The organism is Mesorhizobium sp. WSM3862 (assembly GCF_002294985.1).
Classification (GTDB): Bacteria; Pseudomonadota; Alphaproteobacteria; order Rhizobiales; family Rhizobiaceae; genus Mesorhizobium.
Window position 1 is genome coordinate 211,386 of sequence record NZ_NSGE01000009.1, and the last position, 17,348, is coordinate 228,733.

At 64.7% G+C, this 17,348-nt stretch carries 15 protein-coding genes; 4 read left to right on the forward strand and 11 right to left on the reverse strand.

Annotation, left to right across the window (positions count from 1 at the left end; all coding sequences use genetic code 11):
• Positions 1-52: 52 nt before the first annotated feature.
• Complete coding sequence (locus CK224_RS25020) at positions 53-1,216, reverse strand: spermidine/putrescine ABC transporter substrate-binding protein (protein ID WP_095783585.1); 1,164 nt, start codon at positions 1,214-1,216, stop codon at positions 53-55.
• The gene (locus CK224_RS25025) at positions 1,197-2,333 is read right to left on the reverse strand and encodes an ABC transporter ATP-binding protein (protein WP_095783586.1); all 1,137 of its coding nucleotides are present in this window, start codon (positions 2,331-2,333) and stop codon (positions 1,197-1,199) included. The genes CK224_RS25020 and CK224_RS25025 overlap by 20 nt, the downstream gene beginning before the upstream one ends.
• A gap of 118 nt (positions 2,334-2,451) precedes the next feature.
• Here CK224_RS25025 and CK224_RS25030 point away from each other — a divergent pair, with 118 nt between their 5' ends.
• The 3 genes from CK224_RS25030 (at position 2,452) to CK224_RS25040 (ending at position 5,805) form a co-directional block, all read left to right on the forward strand.
• A complete protein-coding gene (locus CK224_RS25030; protein ID WP_095783587.1) occupies positions 2,452-3,261 on the forward strand; it encodes a helix-turn-helix transcriptional regulator in 810 nt (269 codons plus the stop codon).
• A 203-nt stretch (positions 3,262-3,464) separates the two neighbouring features.
• A complete protein-coding gene (locus tag CK224_RS25035; RefSeq protein ID WP_066990043.1) occupies positions 3,465-4,163 on the forward strand; it encodes a GntR family transcriptional regulator in 699 nt (232 codons plus the stop codon).
• Between the two features lie 286 nt (positions 4,164-4,449).
• On the forward strand, positions 4,450-5,805 hold the full coding sequence (locus CK224_RS25040; RefSeq protein WP_067319031.1) for a glutamine synthetase family protein: 1,356 nt from the start codon (positions 4,450-4,452) through the stop codon (positions 5,803-5,805).
• A 12-nt stretch (positions 5,806-5,817) separates the two neighbouring features.
• Here the strand turns inward: CK224_RS25040 and CK224_RS25045 are convergent, their stop codons facing one another.
• The 9 genes from CK224_RS25045 to CK224_RS25085 all read right to left on the reverse strand — a co-directional run bounded on the left by CK224_RS25045 (position 5,818) and on the right by CK224_RS25085 (position 16,873).
• Complete coding sequence (locus CK224_RS25045; protein WP_082953629.1) at positions 5,818-6,807, reverse strand: ABC transporter permease; 990 nt, start codon at positions 6,805-6,807, stop codon at positions 5,818-5,820.
• A complete protein-coding gene (locus CK224_RS25050) occupies positions 6,804-8,324 on the reverse strand; it encodes a sugar ABC transporter ATP-binding protein (RefSeq protein WP_095783588.1) in 1,521 nt (506 codons plus the stop codon). Before CK224_RS25050 ends, CK224_RS25045 begins: the two co-directional genes overlap by 4 nt.
• Positions 8,325-8,388: 64 nt before the next feature.
• A complete protein-coding gene (locus CK224_RS25055) occupies positions 8,389-9,381 on the reverse strand; it encodes a substrate-binding domain-containing protein (RefSeq protein ID WP_082953661.1) in 993 nt (330 codons plus the stop codon).
• An 83-nt stretch (positions 9,382-9,464) separates the two neighbouring features.
• Complete coding sequence (locus CK224_RS25060; RefSeq protein WP_095783589.1) at positions 9,465-10,241, reverse strand: SDR family oxidoreductase; 777 nt, start codon at positions 10,239-10,241, stop codon at positions 9,465-9,467.
• Between the two features lie 2 nt (positions 10,242-10,243).
• On the reverse strand, positions 10,244-11,407 hold the full coding sequence (dgoD, locus tag CK224_RS25065; RefSeq protein WP_245426194.1) for a galactonate dehydratase: 1,164 nt from the start codon (positions 11,405-11,407) through the stop codon (positions 10,244-10,246).
• A 91-nt stretch (positions 11,408-11,498) separates the two neighbouring features.
• Positions 11,499-12,242 carry a FadR/GntR family transcriptional regulator gene (locus CK224_RS25070; protein ID WP_082953630.1) on the reverse strand — a complete coding sequence of 248 codons (744 nt, stop codon included), beginning with the start codon at positions 12,240-12,242 and terminating at the stop codon, positions 11,499-11,501.
• Positions 12,243-12,411: 169 nt separating this feature from the next.
• Positions 12,412-13,053 (reverse strand): ThuA domain-containing protein, encoded by a 642-nt coding sequence (locus CK224_RS25075; RefSeq protein WP_095783591.1) that lies wholly within the window; start codon positions 13,051-13,053, stop codon positions 12,412-12,414.
• Positions 13,054-13,256: 203 nt separating this feature from the next.
• The gene (locus CK224_RS25080; protein ID WP_095783610.1) at positions 13,257-14,432 is read right to left on the reverse strand and encodes an acetate/propionate family kinase; all 1,176 of its coding nucleotides are present in this window, start codon (positions 14,430-14,432) and stop codon (positions 13,257-13,259) included.
• A 59-nt stretch (positions 14,433-14,491) separates the two neighbouring features.
• Positions 14,492-16,873 (reverse strand): phosphoketolase family protein, encoded by a 2,382-nt coding sequence (locus tag CK224_RS25085; protein ID WP_095783592.1) that lies wholly within the window; start codon positions 16,871-16,873, stop codon positions 14,492-14,494.
• Positions 16,874-17,014: 141 nt separating this feature from the next.
• Between CK224_RS25085 and CK224_RS31690 the strand changes: the two genes are divergently transcribed.
• On the forward strand, positions 17,015-17,348 hold a 334-nt coding region (locus CK224_RS31690; RefSeq protein WP_210199674.1), incomplete at its 3' end, for a hypothetical protein.

Consider the following 17,348-nt stretch of genomic DNA (forward strand, 5'->3'; position numbering starts at 1 on the left):
GCGGACCTCTGCCCGCCGGCGGTAAGAACTTGACCGGAGTTGGTGCCCTGACTCACGCGGCCTTGAAGCGCGCCATCAGCTCGGCGCGGCCCGGATCGGTGAGCGTCGCGGCGGCGCCGAACTCGAGCGGCTTCAGAAGCTCGGCGGCCGGATAGAGAATCGGGTTCTCGAGCACCTCCTTCGGCAGCAGCGCGTTGACCCGCGCGTCGGTCGAGGGCGCGCCATTGGCCAGATGCTCCTTGACGGCGACCTTCGGGTTCATCAGGTAGTTGAGCAGCGCATAGCCGGCCGGCTTGTTCGGCGCGTCCTTCGGGATGGCGTAGAAGTCGGTCCAGATCTCGCCGCCCTCCTTGCCGAGCACATAGGCGATCTCAGGAATATCGCGATGAAGCTGCGCGCCGTCGTTGGTCCAGCACATCGTCATCCAGGCGTCGCCCGAGCGCATCGACGGCTGATAGTCGCTCGACACCGCGAACAGATGCGGCTTGACCTTGAGCAGCAGTTCCTCGGCCTTGGCGAGCTCGTCCTGCTTCAGCGAGTTGAACGAGTAGCCGTGATATTTCAGCGCATTGCCGATCGTGGTCAGCTGGTAGTCGTGCACCATGGTGCGGCCATCGCCTTCCGCCATGGCCGTGTCCCAGAATTCCTTCCAGCTCGACATAGGCTTGGCGAGCTTCTTGGTGTTGACGGCAAAGCCGGTCGTGCCCCAGTTCTTCGGCACGGCGTAGATCGTGCCGTCGATCGTGCCTTCCGCGGTGAAGCGGGCATCTTCCTTGCTGCCGTCGAAATTGCCGAGCTTGGCCATGTCCAGCGGCTCGATGATCCCGAGCTTCTTATAGGTCGAGATGGTGTAGTTGGTCGGCACGAACAGGCTCCAGCCCGAGCCGCCGGCCTGCAGCTTGGCCAGCATCTCTTCGTTCGAACCGAAGACGTTGACCTCGACGGCCACGCCCGTCTCGGCCTTGAAGTTCTCGAAGGTCTGCGGGTCGTGATAGTTCGGCCAGGTGGCGATAGACATGCGGTCGCCGAGGTTCTCGGCACCAAAGGCCGGTGTCGGCATGATGCCGAGCTCGCGCGCCATCACCGCGGTCGCGACACCAAGACCGGTGAGGCCAAGGAAGTCGCGTCGGCTGATCGAGCCGCGCTTCAGGCGCATCAATTGGTCGACGAATTTTTCGGGGCTTATCGGCAATCCGTCACGATAGGATTTTGACATGTTGGTCTTCCCTCTGGTTGGTCCCGTTGTTCTTAGGGTGCGGAAACGCCAGCGGCGCTCCGGCGGCGAAGCCGATGGCGACGGGTTCGCCCGGCTCGAAAAGGTTGCCCCGGCCAGTCACGTGATCGGCCTTGGTAAGCAATGATCCAATGCCCTGCACTTCGATCGCGTATTCCGCGGTCGAGCCAAGAAAGATGCGGTTCCGGACAATGCCCTTGAGTCCGCCGCCTCCGGGCGCCGAGAGGCTGAGCGATTCCGGCCGAAGGCTGACGGATACGGCCTCGCCCCGGCTGAGCGGTACCCGCTTGCGCGCCGAAATCACCGTGCCGTCGGCGAGCGCCACATCGACGAGGTCGCCGGAGAGCCCGGCCACCTTGCCGCTGAGCAGATTCGTCTTGCCGACGAAATCGGCGACGAACAGATCGGCCGGCTCGTCATAGATCTCGCTCGGCTGGCCGATTTGCACCACGCGGCCGCCATTCATGACGCACACGAAGTCGCTCATCGACAGCGCCTCCTCCTGGTCGTGGGTGACCAGAACGAAGGTGATGCCGATTTCGCGCTGCAGGTTCTGCAGCTCGATCTGCATGTCTGTGCGCAGCTTCTTGTCGAGCGCCGCCAGCGGCTCGTCGAGCAGCAGCACCGCAGGCTTGTTGACCAGCGCCCGGGCGAGCGCGACGCGCTGCTGCTGGCCGCCGGAAAGCTCGTGAATCTTGCGGCGTCCGTAGCCCGCAAGCTGCACCATGGCCAACGCCTCGCCTGCCTTCAGGCTGATCTCGCGCGGCGACAGACGCGGCCTTGCCTGGCGCAGTCCGTAGGAGATGTTCTCCTCGACATCGAGATGCGGAAACAGCGCGTACTGCTGGAACACCATGTTGACCGGACGCCGGTAAGGCGGCGTTCCGGCCATGTCGCGGCCGCGGATCAGCACCTGCCCCTCGCTCGGCTGCTCGAAGCCGCCGATCATGCGCAGGCATGTCGTCTTGCCGCAGCCGGATGGTCCGAGCAGGGCGACAAAGGCCGCCGGCGGGATGGCAAGGTCGATGCCGCTGACCGCCGTGACGGCGCCGTAGCGCTTGGTGACCGCGCGAAACTCGATATCGGGCACTGCAGTCAAGCCACGGGCTCCAGCGACAGCGTGAGGCAATTTTGCAAAGCTAGCAGAGCCAATGGCGTCTAGTATATACCTCGCGGGTGGTATATTTAGTTGATTTTATCGTTTAGAGGGGTATGAATTGAGCGCCTCCCGCAGCGACGACTACAACGCGCTCGGCGCCGTGATTGCCGCGGCGCGCGAGACCGGCGATCATTTCGGCAAGGCGATCGTCGGCTGGCTGCGCGGGCATGTCCGCTTCGATCACTGCGTCGTCTTCGGCTATCGGGGTGCTGCGCGGCCGCCGCTTCTGTTCGAGACCTTCTCGCCGGCCGAAAGCCACATCTTCGTCGCGCTCTATCAGGAAGGGCCCTATCTGCTCGACCCCTTCCATCACGCCGCGGTCGAGCGCAGGGAAGGCTTCTGGCGCATGCGCGAGTTGGCGCCGGACCGCTTCTATGCCAGCGAGTACTACCGCTCGTACTACAGCCAGACCCGGCTCGCCGAGGAGGTCGGCTTCTTCGTTCCGCTGGCCGGCAAGGATGCGCTGGTGCTGTCGCTGATGCGGCTGCGCGCCTCGGGGCCGTTCGGAACAGCCGACGCTAGGCTGTTGCGCGACATGGCTCCCGCGGTGGTCGGCTTCTGCCGACAGCGCTGGCCAGCCTTGCCTGCCGAAGAGACCACGGTTGCGCCGCCGGGCGAAGCCGCGGCGGTGACCAATGAGCTGGATCGCGCCCACATCTGGAAGAGCCTGTCGCTGACCTCGCGCGAGAAACAGGTCGTCGACCTGGTGCTCCAGGGTCACTCGACGGAATCGATCGCCAGGGCGCTCAGGATCGTCCCAGGGACCGTGAAGGTCCATCGCCGCAACATCTATCGCAAGCTCAAGATCAGGTCGCAGGCCGGCCTCTTCGCGCGCTTCGTCGAGATCATCGACGCGCGCATCGGATAGCGCGTCTCCAGCTAACTGGAACCGCTCCACGGCGCGCATGCCGAGGGGCGCCGTTCGGGCCAGTCAGGAGGCCGCCCCTGCCTCACTTGCGGCGCCGCGCGTTAACCGTCTATCGTGCGGATCGAGGGCCGCCGGCCAAGTCTCCGGTTGCAGACAGAGCGGCTAAACCAGATTTCAGGGACGGACGAAGTAGCGCATAGCCAATGGCCGACAAAACACAATTCGGACTGACTGCCCTCGACACAGTACCGCTGCATGAGAAAGTCTATCTGGAACTGGTGCGGGCGCTGATGTCGGGTCAGCTCCAGCCCGGCCAGAAGCTGACCTCGCGCAAGCTCGCCAAGGAGCTCGGCACCAGCGACATGCCTGTGCGCAGCGCCTTCATGCGGCTGCAGGCGCTCAGGGCGCTGAGCCCGATGCCGAACGGCAGCGTCGAGGTGCCGATGATTTCGGCGGACCGTTTCCAGCAGCTCACCGACGTGCGCACGGTCCTGGAAGGCACGGCCACTGAGCTCGCCACCGGCCTCATCAACGGCAACAACTTGCGCGCCATCCGCCGTCATTGCGCCGAACTCACCCAGGCCGCCCGCAGCGGCGACATCGACGACTACCTGCGCAAGAATCACGACTTCAAGTTCTCGATATACCGCCACTGCGGCAACGAGCAGATGATCTTCCTGATCGAGACCGTGTGGATGCAGGTGGGCCCCTTCCTCCGCAACCTGCGCATCGGCTTCGAGGACGACCTCGCCGGCATTCTCGGCATCGACTATCATGAAGAGGTCGTGGCGGCGATCGAGGTCCAGGACGGCGAACGAGCCCGCGCGGCCATCGTGCGCGACATCGACGAGGGCGCGACGCACATTCTCAAACAGATCAAGTTTCCTGAATTGCGGCACTAATGCCTCAGCGTAGATCGAGGGATTGCCCTCGGCCATCACGATACCGGCCAGCTCACCGTTGACCGCGCAAATGCCCCCTTGGCTTTCCCCTAGCGGCCAGCTATGTTGCGATCGCAGATCGCAGCTATGGACCCAAAATGCCGCCCGATATCCCAGCTAGTGAATTGAAAAAATGAAGGAACATCGCCTGGAACCATCCGTGGCGACCTTCATAAACTCACAAGCTGTAGAATGGATATCGTAGCCGGAACGGCTGCAGCACCTCCGAAAGAACAGGGGCTGGAAATTGGGCGATGCAATTGCGGACGTTTTGAACTGGCTTGAAAGCAGAAGCGACATCCAGAGCCTGCGGGCCGCGGTGTGCGACCTGAACGGCATCATGCGCGGCAAGCGCATCCCGGTCGAGCAGGCGCGCAAGGCGCTCGAAGGCAAGCTGCGCATGCCTTATTCGCTGATCGGGCTCGACATCTGGGGAGAGGACATCGAAGGCAACGCCCAGGTTTTCTCGACCGGTGACGCCGACGGGCTTTGCCATTGGACCGGACGCGGCATCCTGCCCGTCAACTGGACGGCGCATCCGACGGCGCTTTTGCCCCTGTGGCTCGCCGACGAGGCCGGCGCACCCTATCTCGGCGATCCGCGCCGCGCGCTCGCCCGCATCCTCGACCGCTACGCAGCGCTTGGTCTGACGCCGGTTACCGCGACCGAGCTTGAATTCTATCTCGTCGATCCGACATCGCAGCGTCCGGTCGGTCCTGTCTCGCCGGTCACCGGCCGGCGTCTCGATTCCGATGCGGCGCTTTCGATCGACGAAATCGACGATTTCGAAGGCTTCATCCACGACATCTACGAAGCCTGCCGCATGCAGGGCATTCCGGTCGATACGGCGATCGCCGAGAACGGCGTCGGCCAGTTCGAGATCAACCTCAACCACGTTCCGGATGCCTTGCGCGCCGCGGACGACGCCGTGCTTTTCAAGCGCACGGTCAAGGGCATCGCGCGCAAGCACGGCTTTGCCGCCTGCTTCATGGCCAAGCCCTATGGCGAGCGCGCCGGCAACGGTTTCCATGTTCATTTCAGCGTGCTCGACAAGGACGGCCGCAACATCTTCGACGACGGCAGCGACCAGGGCTCCGACACCATGCGCCACGCCGTCGGCGGCCTGCTCGCGGCCATGGCCGAAAGCACGCTGGTGTTCGCGCCGCATTTCAATTCTTATCGCCGGCTGCGGCCACGGTCCTATGCGCCGACGGCTGTCGCCTGGGGCTACGAAAACCGCATGGTGGCGATCCGCATTCCAGGCGGCCCGTCTGCCGCGCGCCGCATCGAGCATCGCGTTTCCGGGGCCGACGCCAATCCCTATCTGGTGCTGGCGGCGATCCTGGGTGCCGCGCTGATGGGCATCGAGCGGCAGCTGTCGCCTGGCGAGCCGACCGGCGGCGAGGGACAGGGCCTCACGCTTGCCAAGCTGCCGCCTGACTGGGCCTCGGCGATCGCCGCTTTCGAGACCGGCAAGCGCGTCGCCGAAATCTTCCCGGCCGTGCTGCGCGACGCTTTCATCGCCTGCAAACGCCAGGAGTTGAACACCTTCGCGCTCAATGTCAGCGACTTCGAGATCGAGACCTATCTCGAAAGCGTCTAACCCCGCGCGGGGCTATTCTCCCGACCGGGCCCGCTGGCGCTCTTGCACGATGACGGCCAGGATTAAAAGCGCGCCCTTGGCGAGCAGCTGGTAGAAGGTCGGCACGGAGGTCAGGATCATGCCGTTGTTAAGGACGCCGATGATCAGCACACCTAACATCGCGCCGATGATCGTGCCCTTGCCGCCCTGCAGCGCGCAGCCGCCGAGGATCGCGGCGGTGATAGCCTCGAGCTCCAGCCCCTGGCTGCCGGAGGCGGGCTGTCCGGACATGGTGCGGCTGGCGAGCACCAGACCCGCCACCGCCGCGGCGAAGCCGCTCATCGCATAGATCGAGATCTGGTAGCGGCGGATCGGGATGCCGGCGAGCCGCGCCACCGTCGGATTGCCGCCGAGCGCGTAGATGTTGCGGCCGACGACCGTCTCACGGGTGAAAACGATGAAAGCCGCCATCGCCGCGATCAGCAGCCAGATGGCGAAGGGCAGGCCGAACAGCGTGCCGATGCCCAGCGCGCGCAGGCTGTCGCCGGTGATCGGTATGGAATTGCCGTTGTTCATCAGATAGGCGAGGCCGCGGAAGGCCGACATCGTGCCAAGCGTCGCGATCACCGCATTGACCGGCCCGTAGACGATGATCAGCCCGTTGACTGCGCCTGCCAGCAATCCGGCGAGCAGGCCGGCGAGGATGCCGGCGGGGATGGAGCCGGTTTCCTGGGCGGCGACGGCCAGCACCATCGTGCTCAGGCCGACGATCGACCCGACCGAGATGTCGAGCCCGCCCGATACGATGACGACGGTCTGCGCCATTGCCAGGATGCCGAGAATGGTGACCGCGAGGCCTATGTTGATCAGGTTGCGGGGCGTGAAGAAGACGTCCGGCCTCAACACGCCAAAGATCGCCAGCAGCACGACCAGGGCGATCAGCAGGCTGATGTTTTGCGCGCCGATGCGGCCAAACAGACTGGCCGGCGCGCGCTCGCGGCCGGCGGTCGCGGTATCGGTCACGACACCCTCCTTTCGATTGCTTTCTTGTCCGAGCGCATGGCCAGTGCCAGCACCGCCTCCTCGCTCGCTTCTTGCCACGGCAGCTCGCCACTGATGCGGCCGCTCTGCATGACCAGGACGCGGTCGGCGAGGCCGAGCAGCTCCGGCATCTCCGAGGAGATGAGCACGATGGCGAGGCCTTGGTCGGCCAGGCTTTCGATGAGCCTGTAGATCTCCGCCTTGGCACCGACATCGATGCCGCGCGTCGGCTCGTCGAGGATGAGCACAGCCGGCCCCCGCGCCTGCCAGCGCGCGAAGACGACCTTCTGCTGGTTGCCGCCGGACAACTTCCCGACGGCCTGCTCGATCGACGGCGTCTTGACCCTGAGCTCGGCGACATGGCGGGCGACCAGCGCGCGCTCGCGCCTGCGGCTGAAGAAGCCGTAGCGCGACACCTTGTCGGGCACCACGAGGCTGACATTGTCGCGCACCGCCTGCATAAAAAGCAGGGCTTCCTGCTTGCGGTCCTCCGGCACCAGCCCGATTCCGGCGGCAACTGCATCCGCCGGCTCGCGTGGCCTGTAAGGCTGGCCGCCGACGGCCATTCGCCCGGAGAGCAGAGGATCGAGGCCGACGATCGCACGCGCGACTTCCGTCCGCCCCGCGCCGACCAATCCACCCAGGCCGACGATCTCGCCGGCCCTGACCTCGAAGCTGATCCCGTCGACGCGGCGTGTCGTGACGCCTTCGAGCGCCAGCCGGACCGGCCCGAGCGCGCGCTCTTTTCGGTTGAACAGGTCGCTCACCGGCCTGCCAACCATCAGCCGCACCATGCGCTGCTCATCGAGCGCCGCGATTGGCTCGTCGGCGACCCGGCTGCCGTCGCGCATCACCACGCAGCGATCGGCAAGCTCGATGATCTCGCGCAGCCGGTGCGAGATGTAGATCACCGCGACACCGTCGGCCTTCAGGCGCCGGATGACGCGGAACAGCCGCTGCGCCTCGTCCTCCGTCAAAGACGAGGTCGGCTCGTCGAAGGCAAGCAGCCGCGCGCCCGGCCGCAGCGCGCGCATGATTTCGATCAGCTGCCTCAGCGCCGGGCTCAGGCCATGGCAGCGCTGCCCGGGCGAAAGCACGTCGACCACGCCAAAGGTGCGCAATAGGTCGAGACTGCGCCTTTCGAGATCAGCGCGGTCGAGAAAAATCCCGCCCCGCGCCTTGATGTCGCCGATGAAGATGTTTTCCGCCACCGTAAGCTCCGGGATGATCTCCGGCTCCTGATGGATGACGCGGATGCCCGAGCCGTGTGCGGCGCGCGGCGAGCTGAGCTGCACCGGCTGCCCGTCGACCAGAACCCGGCCGCTATCCGGCCGATGCTCGCCCTCCAGCACGCGCATCAGCGTCGACTTGCCGGCGCCGTTCTCGCCGATCAGCGCGGTGATCTCGCCGACGTTGAAAGCGACCGACACGTCGCGCAGCGCCTGCACGGCGCCGAAGCGCTTGCTGACGCCTTCGACAGAAACGACGGGCACGGTCATGGGCGGGAGGCTCCCTTTGAAGCCGCCCGCCCGAAGGCCATCCGCTCCGAGCCCGAAAGGGAGCCTAGGACTTGCAACCGAGAGTGTCCTTGAACTTGGCGAAGTTCTCGCCGCTGATCAGCGTGGCGTCCTGGAAATAGTCCTTCTGCATCTCCTTGCCGGTGGCTTGGTCGTAGAGCGCCTGGATGGCGGCGGCGCCGTGCTTGGCGCTGTCCAGCCACATGGTGCCGCGGAAGCCCGTCGGCTTGCCGGAACCGAAGGCCTCGCAGGAGCGGGAGCCGTCGATGCCGATGCCGATGACGTTCTCCGGCTTCATGCCGGCATTCTCTGTGGCGCGCACGCCGCCGAGCACGCCGTCGTCATTGCAGGAGTAGAAGATCCACTTCTCGGCGTCCGGATTGGCCGTCAGCGTCGTCGACACGACATCGATCGAGTTGACCATCGTATTGTCGTAGGGTATCGAGACGATGCGCGACTTGATCTCCGGGATCGCCGCGACCAACGCTTCCTCCGCGCCCTTGTTGCGGCGCATGCAGGTGTCGGCCTTCTGGTCCTCGATCGAGCCGACGCGGACCTTGGAGAGGTCCTTGTCCCAGCCTTCGGCCTTGACGATGCGGGCAATCTCGCCGCCGACCTGCTTGCCGATGTTGAGCGCGTTCATGCCGACATAGGCGACCGGCGTGCCGTCGGCGAAGGCGATGTCGTCGTCGACAGCAATCAGGCCGATCTTGGCGGCCTTTGCTTTGTCGGCGACGACCGGGCCGAGCGAGCGGTCCGGCACCACCACGGCGATGCCCTTGACGCCGTCGCCGACATAGGTGTCGAAGGTGGTGACGGCGAGGTTGGCGTCGAACTGAACGTCCTGGACAAGCAGGTCGACGCCGAGCTCGGCGGCCTTGTCCTTGGCGCCCTTCACCTCGCGGACGAACCAGGGATGGTCGCCCATCTTGTTGATATAGCCGAACTTCATCTTGTCCTGCGCGCCGGCGCCGTGGACCGTCAGCGCGACGGCTGCGGTCGCGGCCACAGCAAGCCACGTCCTGATCATGCGTTTCATGGTTTCCTCCTCCATCGATCCCGGCCGGCGGGAGTCCTTTTTGCTTGAAGACGTTTCCGGCGACCGGCCGCCGGTGCGAAACCTCATTCGTGATAGAGAACCGAGCGCCCGCCATCGATGACGATGCAGGCCGCGTTGATGAACGGGGCCTCGTCGGAGCCGAGGAAGACGGCGGTCATCGCCACCTCCTCCGGCCGGCCGATGCGGCGCGGCGGGTGCAGGTCGTAGGTGCGCTGGCGCTCCGCCTGCGGATCAGGAAAGGTGTTCCAGTAGTCGACCGCGATCTGCGTCTCGATGTAGCCGGGTGCGATCGCGTTCACGCGGACGCCCTCGGCCGCGTATTGGATGCCGAGCGATCGAACCAGGCCGAGCAGTCCGTGCTTGGCAACCGGATAGGGGAAGGTCGAGGGGATGATCGCGAAAGAATGGCAGGAAGCGATCGCCACGATCGAACCCTGCGTCTGAGCCCGCATCGCCGGCAGCACGGCGCGCGCCGAATACCACACCCCGTCGAGATCGACGGCAAAGCAGCGCCGCCATTCCTCTTCCGTGGTTTCCAGCGGCTCGTGGAAAACGTTGATGCCGGCATTGGCGACCAGCACGTCGATGCGGCCGAAGGTGGCAAGCGCTTGCTCGGCCATCGCTTTGCAGGATGCGATATCGGCGACGTCGGTCTCCACGAACAGCGCCCGAGCGCCGGCTTCGACCAGCGACGCGGCAACGCTCTTTCCGCTGAGCGCATCCTTTTCGGCCACGACGATGGCCGCACCCTCGGCGGCCATCGCGCGCGCCGTCGCCTCGCCGATGCCGCGCCCGGCGCCGGTGACAATCACCACCTTGTCCTTCAGTCGCCCGGCCATGGTCACCAGTCCACGATGGTGCCGTCGGCAAGGACGGCATTGGTGGTGTGCATGACCTCCGGCCTGTAGGGATGCCGATCGGCGACCGCTTCGTCGACCTCGACGCCGAGCCCGGGCGCATCCGGCACCTGCCAGCAGCCGTCGATCATGCGGATCGGCCCTTTCACCACCTCGAAATACCAGGGCACGGCACCGACCATCTCTTCCTGGATCAGGTGATTGGGCGTGGAGACCGCGAAATGCAGCGCCGCCGCGCCGGCGATCGGACCGAGCGGATTGTGCGGCGCCACACCCACCGAGACCGCCTCGGCCATGGCGGCGATTTTCTTCGCCTCGAGCAGGCCGCCGCAGTGGCAGATGTCCGGCTGCACGATGTCGACCGCCCTTGCCCGGAAAAGGTCGTCGAATTCGGGACGATCGATCAGCCGCTCGCCGGTGGCGATCGGCACGCGCGATTTGGCGACGAGCTGCGCCAGCGCGCCGGTCTCGCCCGGCGGCAGCGGCTCTTCGACGAACATCGGTCGGTAGGGCGCAAGCGCGGCGATATAGGCGAGCGCGGTGGAGGCCGAGGCGGGACGGCCGTGGAAATCGACCATGATCTCGACTTCGGGACCGACTGTCTTGCGCAGCGCCTCCATTAGGCGGCCGACCTTGTCGACCTCGACGAGCGGCGCATGATAGTGGCTGTAGGGGATGAAGACGGCCTTCAGCGCGCGATAGCCCGTGGCAACCACTTCGGAGGCGCGCCGCACCAACGGCTCGGTCTCCAACGTTTCGTAGACGGCGCGCATGTCGCCGAGGCCGAGATGCGTGTAGACCTTGACCCGGTCGCGCACCTTGCCGCCGAGCAAGCGCCAGACCGGCTGATCGAGCCATTTGCCAAAAATGTCCCAGAGCGCCAGCTCGATGCCGGAAACCGCCGACATGCCGATGACGCCGAGCCGCCAGAACGAGTGCTTTTTGAGGATGCGCACCGCCTGCTCGATGTCGCGCGGGTCGCGGCCGACCAGAAGCGGCGCGAGGTCATTGACGGCGCCGACGACGGCCTGGGTCTTCCATTCCAGCGTCGCCTCGCCCCAACCGTAGAGGCCCGGCTGGTCGGTCTCGACACGCACGAACACCCAGTTGCGCATATCCGCGTTCACGACGCGCGTGGTGATGGCCACGATCCTCAAGCGCAACTCCTCCCATTGACGCTAATTAGATCATATGAAATTAAAATATCATATGATAAAAAATGGCGTCAAGTCGGAAACGTCACCCTCTGGCGTGAAGATCGTCGGCGGCGATGTCAAGCAGCCTGTTCATGGCGCCGCGAGCGCCGGCGGTATCGCGGACGCGGATCGCCTCCAGCACCGCGACATGCGCCGACAGCGCGCGCGATTGCGCCTCCATCAACGGATTGGTGACCAGGAAGGTGGCGCGCAGGGCAGCTTCCAGCATGCCGACCAGCCCCTTGAGCACGACATTATGGCTGGCGGCGATGACGCCCTTGTGGAAGGCAAGGTCCGCCTGGCAGACCGCGTTGAGGTCGCCCGGGATATTGTCGCGCATGCCGACGACCGCGCGTTCGATTTCCGCGAGATCGGCGGCGCTGGCGCGCCTTGCCGCAAGCTCGGCCGCCGCCGGCTCGAAGATGCGGCGCGCCTCGAGCAGGCCGGAAACGAGCTCCTCGTCATCCTGGATGGAAGGGTGCCAGCCGAGCACCACCGGGTCGAGCAGGCGCCAGCTGTCGCGCGGCAGCACGCGCACGCCCGCCCGCCGCCTGGCCTCGACAAGGCCTTTCGCCGACAGCACCTTGACCGCTTCCCGAACCGAGGTGCGGCTGACGCCCAGCATGGCGCAGAGTTCCTCCTCGCGCGGCAAGGCTGCACCGGGAGCATAGTCGCCGCCCAGGATGCGGCTGCCTAGCACGCTGACGACGGCGTTGTGCACGCTTGCGCCGCCCTGGTCGACCGAAGGCATCCACCCGGTTGCGTCCGAAGGAACGATATTTTCCACGCAATCCTCTCCCGATAGAGCAAGTTGCTGCCGGCAGTTGTATGAAAGCTTACGTCTTATGTAAATCACTCATTCATATGATCTGTCATGATCATAGGAGCGGGTCGGTAATGCTTTCGGTTCGGGAAATCCGGCCGCCGCCGGCGTCAGCCCGCACCGACGGGCGCGCTCAGCGTGCCGCCCACACAAGTCCGCGGCGCAGGATGGTGCGCATCTGCGGCACCTCGAATTCCTTGGCCGCGTGGCCGAGCGACGAATAGAACACCCGCCCTTTGCCGTGCCGGCGCTTCCAAACCACGGGCATGACAACGCCGGCGATCCACGGCGCGTGCTCGCCCGAGAAGGTGGTGGTCGCCAGCACGTCGTTCGATGGATCGACATGCATGTAATATTGCTCGGAGCGGTATTGGAAATCGTCGATGCCTGCCACGATCGGGTCGTCGCGCCGCACGATATTCACACGATAGTCGATGATGTTGCCGGGATGGGCAACCCACTGGCCGCCGCACATGAACTGGTAGTCCGTCGATTCGCGAAACGCGTCGCCCATGCCGCCGTGATAGCCGCCGAGGCCGACGCCGTTTTCGACCGCTTTGGTGAGGTTCGCCTCTTCGGCCTTGGCGAGCTTGGACATGGTGTAGATCGGCACGATCAGGCTGAGGTCGGCGATCGCCGGGTCGGCGAACACCGCGGTCGTATTTTCCAAGCGCACGGCAAAGCCTTCCTCCTCAAGCATCGCTTTGAGGAGGCGCGCCCCGGCTTCGGGTTCATGCCCTTCCCAGCCGCCCCATACGATCAGTGCCTGCCGCATCTTCCGCTCCTTATGCATTTGGCCGCGCGGCCGGATATAGGGCAGCGAGGCGCCGGGCTGACCATCGCCGAGTCGAGCTTGAAGGGAAAGTGACGCGAACGAAAACGGCCCGCGCGACGCCCGATCGCCCGACGCTCGTCCTGGTTCAGCGGAAGCTCTGCGCCAGTTACCGAGCTAATCCCTGCGATCCTGCCGCGAGGAGATCAGACCGTGTCGAAGTCGAGGATCTGCGTGGCCACGGCACGTTCCTCGTCGGCCGGAATGACAAGAACATCGACGCTGGACTCTCGCGCGCTGACCAGCGCTTCGCCGCTGCGATTTAAACCATGGTCGACCACGACACCAAGCCAGGCAGCAGCCTCGCAGATCTCTTGCCGGATCTGCCATGCATTTTCGCCGATGCCGGCGGTGAACACGAGAGTGTCGAGGCCTCCAAGCGCGGCCGCGAGCGATCCGATCTCACGTCCGGCGCGATAGACGAAGAGCGCGACGGCGCGCGCCGCCGCCGGGTCTTTCGACCCAAGCAGCGCCTGCATGTCTCCGGAAATGCCGGATACGCCCAGCAGGCCGGACTGCTCGTAGAGCAATTCGGTCACTCGGTCGGCCGACAGCTTGCGCTCCTGCAGAAGGTGCAGGATCACGCCAGGATCGATGGCGCCGCAACGGGTGCTCATGACGAGGCCGTCAAGCGTCGAAAAACCCATGGTCGTGGCGAGGCTAACCCCTGCCTTCATCGCACACAGGCTCGCGCCGCTGCCGAGATGGGCGGCAATCGTTCGGCCACCGGCACCGTCGCCGTAGCGCTCGCGGAGCTTCGCTGCAATGTGCCTGTAGGAGAGCCCGTGGAAGCCGTAGGAGACGATGCCCTGTTCCGACATCTCGCGCGGCAAGCCATAGAGCCTGGCAAGCTCCGGACGCGCCGTGTGAAAGGCCGTATCGAAGCAGCCGACTTGCTTGGCTTCGGGCAAAAGCCGACCGGCCAGATGGACGATCTCCAGGTTGATCGCCTGATGGATCGGTGCGAGCGGCTCAAGCCTATGCAGCGCGTCGAGCGTGCGCTCGTCGAGCAAGGTCGCTTGGGTAAGTTCTTGCCCGCCATGGACGATGCGGTGGCCGACAGTGCCGATCCGGCGCAAAAGAGCGTGATCCTCGAGATAGGAAGCTATGGCCTCGAACGCCTTTGCCATCCCGATCGGTTCGTCCCCCAGGCTCCTGTCGATTTCGCGTGACAATTCTGAGGGCGCGACATGCAATCGTGGATGATGTCCGATCGACGACACGCTGCCGCGCACCAGCAGGTGAAGCTCGTCTTGCTGCTGAAACACGGCGAACTTCAGGCTTGAGGAGCCGCCGTTGAGGACGAGAATGGCATCGGTCATGGTCGGCCGGTCCCGGCCAATCGTGCGTTCGTCCATTTGGCCTGGCGATTCGGCATCGACTACTGCTCCCATTTCCAGCCGAGAACCTCGGGCATGTCCTGCCCATGCTCGCGGATATAGGCCCGGTGCTCGATCAGCTTGCCTTCCATCGCCTGCTTCAGCCGGATATGCGCGCCGGCCGGGTCGGAAATGCGGTCGAGCACGCCCAAGACGAGATGATAGCGGTCGAGGCCATTGAGGACGGTCATGTCGAAGGGCGTCGTCGTCGTCCCTTCCTCATTGTAGCCGCGCACGTGGATGTTGTCGTGGTTGGTCCGCCGGTAAGTCAGGCGATGGATGGTCCATGGATAGCCGTGATACGCGAAGATGACTGGCTTATCGGCCGTGAAAAGCGCGTCGAATTCACGATCCGACAGGCCGTGCGGGTGGTGTTCCTTGGGCTGCAAAGTCATCAGGTCGACTATGTTGACCACCCGCACCTTGAGGCCGGGAACGTGGCGTTTCAGAATTTGGACCGCGGCCAGCGTCTCGAGCGTCGGCACGTCGCCGGCGCAGGCCATCACCACATCCGGCTCTGCCCCGCCGTCGGTCGACGCCCACTCCCATATGCCGATACCGGCCTTGCAGTGGACTTTCGCCTCGGTGATCGACAGCCACTGCCAGGAATTGGCTTTGCCGGCGACGATCACGTTGATGCGGTTCCATGTCCGAAGCACATGATCCGTCACGCAAAGCAGGCTGTTGGCATCCGCCGGCAGATAGACGCGCACGATGTCCGCCTTCTTGTTCAAGGCGACATCGATGAAGCCCGGATCCTGATGGCTGAAGCCATTGTGCTCCTGCTGCCAGACATGGCTCGACAACAAATAGTTCAAGGACGCAATCGGCCGCCGCCACGGCAGCTTGCCGCAGGCATCCAGCCATTTCGCATGCTGGTTGAACATGGAATCGACAATGTGCGTGAAGGCCTCGTAGCAGGAGAACAGGCCGTGCCGGCCGGTAAGCAGATAGCCTTCCAGCCAGCCCTGACAGGTATGCTCGGACAGGATTTCCAGAACCCTGCCTTCGCGGCCGAGATGCACATCTTCGGGCAGAATCTTTTCCATCCAGGCGCGCTCGGTCACCTCGAAGACGTCCTGCAGCCGGTTCGAAGCCGTCTCGTCGGGACCGACAATGCGGAAGTTTTTGGCGCTTTGGTTCAATGCCATGACGTCGCGCAGGAAACCGCCCATCACACGGGTCGACTCTGCTTTCACGCCGCCGGGCTGCTGGACAGATACGGCATGCTCTTGCAGGCTTGGCAGTTGGAGGGAGCGGCGCAGCAGGCCGCCATTGGCATGCGGATTGAAGCTCATGCGTCTGCCGCCTTGCGGGGCAGTGGCGCGGATCATGGCCACTGGCGCGCCCTCGGCATCGAAAAGCTCTTCGGGCCGATAACTTCTCAGCCACTCCTCGAGCATCTTCAGATGCGCAGGGTTTTCGGCGAGACCGGAGAGCGGAACCTGATGCGCGCGCCAGAATCCTTCGGTCTTCAGCCCGTCGACCTCCTTGGGGCCTGTCCAGCCCTTCGGGCTTCTAAGGATGATCATCGGCCATTTCGGCCGGCCGTCGGCAGTCTCTCCGCCGCTGCGCGCCGCCTGCTGAATTGCCTGGATGCGGTCCAGCGCATCGTCGAGTACGACGGCCATCCGCTCATGCATCAGGGGCGGATCGTCACCCTCGACGAACAGCGGTTCGTAGCCATAGCCGACGAATAGCGCCCGCAATTCTTCGTCAGAGATGCGGGCGAGAATGGTGGGACTGGCGATCTTATAGCCGTTGAGATGGAGGATCGGCAGCACCGCGCCGTCCTGCGCCGGGTTGAGGAACTTGTTGCAGTGCCAGGATGTGGCGAGCGGGCCGGTTTCCGCCTCGCCGTCGCCGACGACGCAGGCGACGATAAGATCCGGGTTGTCGAAGGCCGCGCCAAAGGCATGCGAAAGCGCGTAGCCGAGCTCGCCGCCTTCATGGATCGACCCGGGCACATCGGGAGCGGCATGGCTCGGGATGCCTCCCGGAAAGGAAAACTGCCGGAAGAGCGTCCTCATTCCGGCCTCTTCGAGGGAAATATCCGGATTGATCTCGCTATAGGTGCCTTCGAGATAGCTGTTTGCAACCATGGCCGGTCCGCCATGGCCGGGGCCGCAGATGTAAATAACGTTGACATCGCGAAGTCTGATCGCGCGGTTGAGATGCGCGTATATGAAGCTGAGGCCCGGCGAGGTTCCCCAATGCCCAAGCAGCCTGGGCTTGACGTGCGCCAGCCGAAGCGGCTCGCGAAGCAGCGGATTGTCGAGTAGATAGATCTGCCCGACAGTCAGGTAGTTGGCGGCACGCCAGTAGGCATCGATGTCGTGCAGCTCCTGTGCGGACAAGCGATTGGTGCTGGGATGCGTGGTCATTTCCGACTCCTTCGCTGTTCCAAACTCACCCGGCTGAGACACAACGCATGGACGTCACCGCCGGTTCATGACCGGTCGGCGCCGCGAGCGGGCCCCATTGGGACACGCGGCCCACCGCCAGGACATGAACTGGTAGCGTCGATGCGCGAAACGCGTCGGGCAATGCCGCGTTATAGCCGCCGAGGCCAGCGCCGTTTCGACCGCTTTGGTGAGTTGGCCTCTTCAGCTTTGCAAGCTTTGCACCATCAGGCCGACTTCGGCACCGCCGGCTCCACGAAGGCCCCGGTGGTGCTTTCCACGCGCACGGCGAAGCTCTCCTCCTCGAGCATCGTTCCGACGACGCACGCCCGGGCGACCATCGCAGCAAAAAGTCGAGTCGAGCTTGAGGGCAATGTAGGGCCGCAAACGCAAACGGCCTGCGTTGGCGGGCCGGTCTGGATTGGTGTGGGGATTTGGCTTGTCTGCCGGCGCTGCG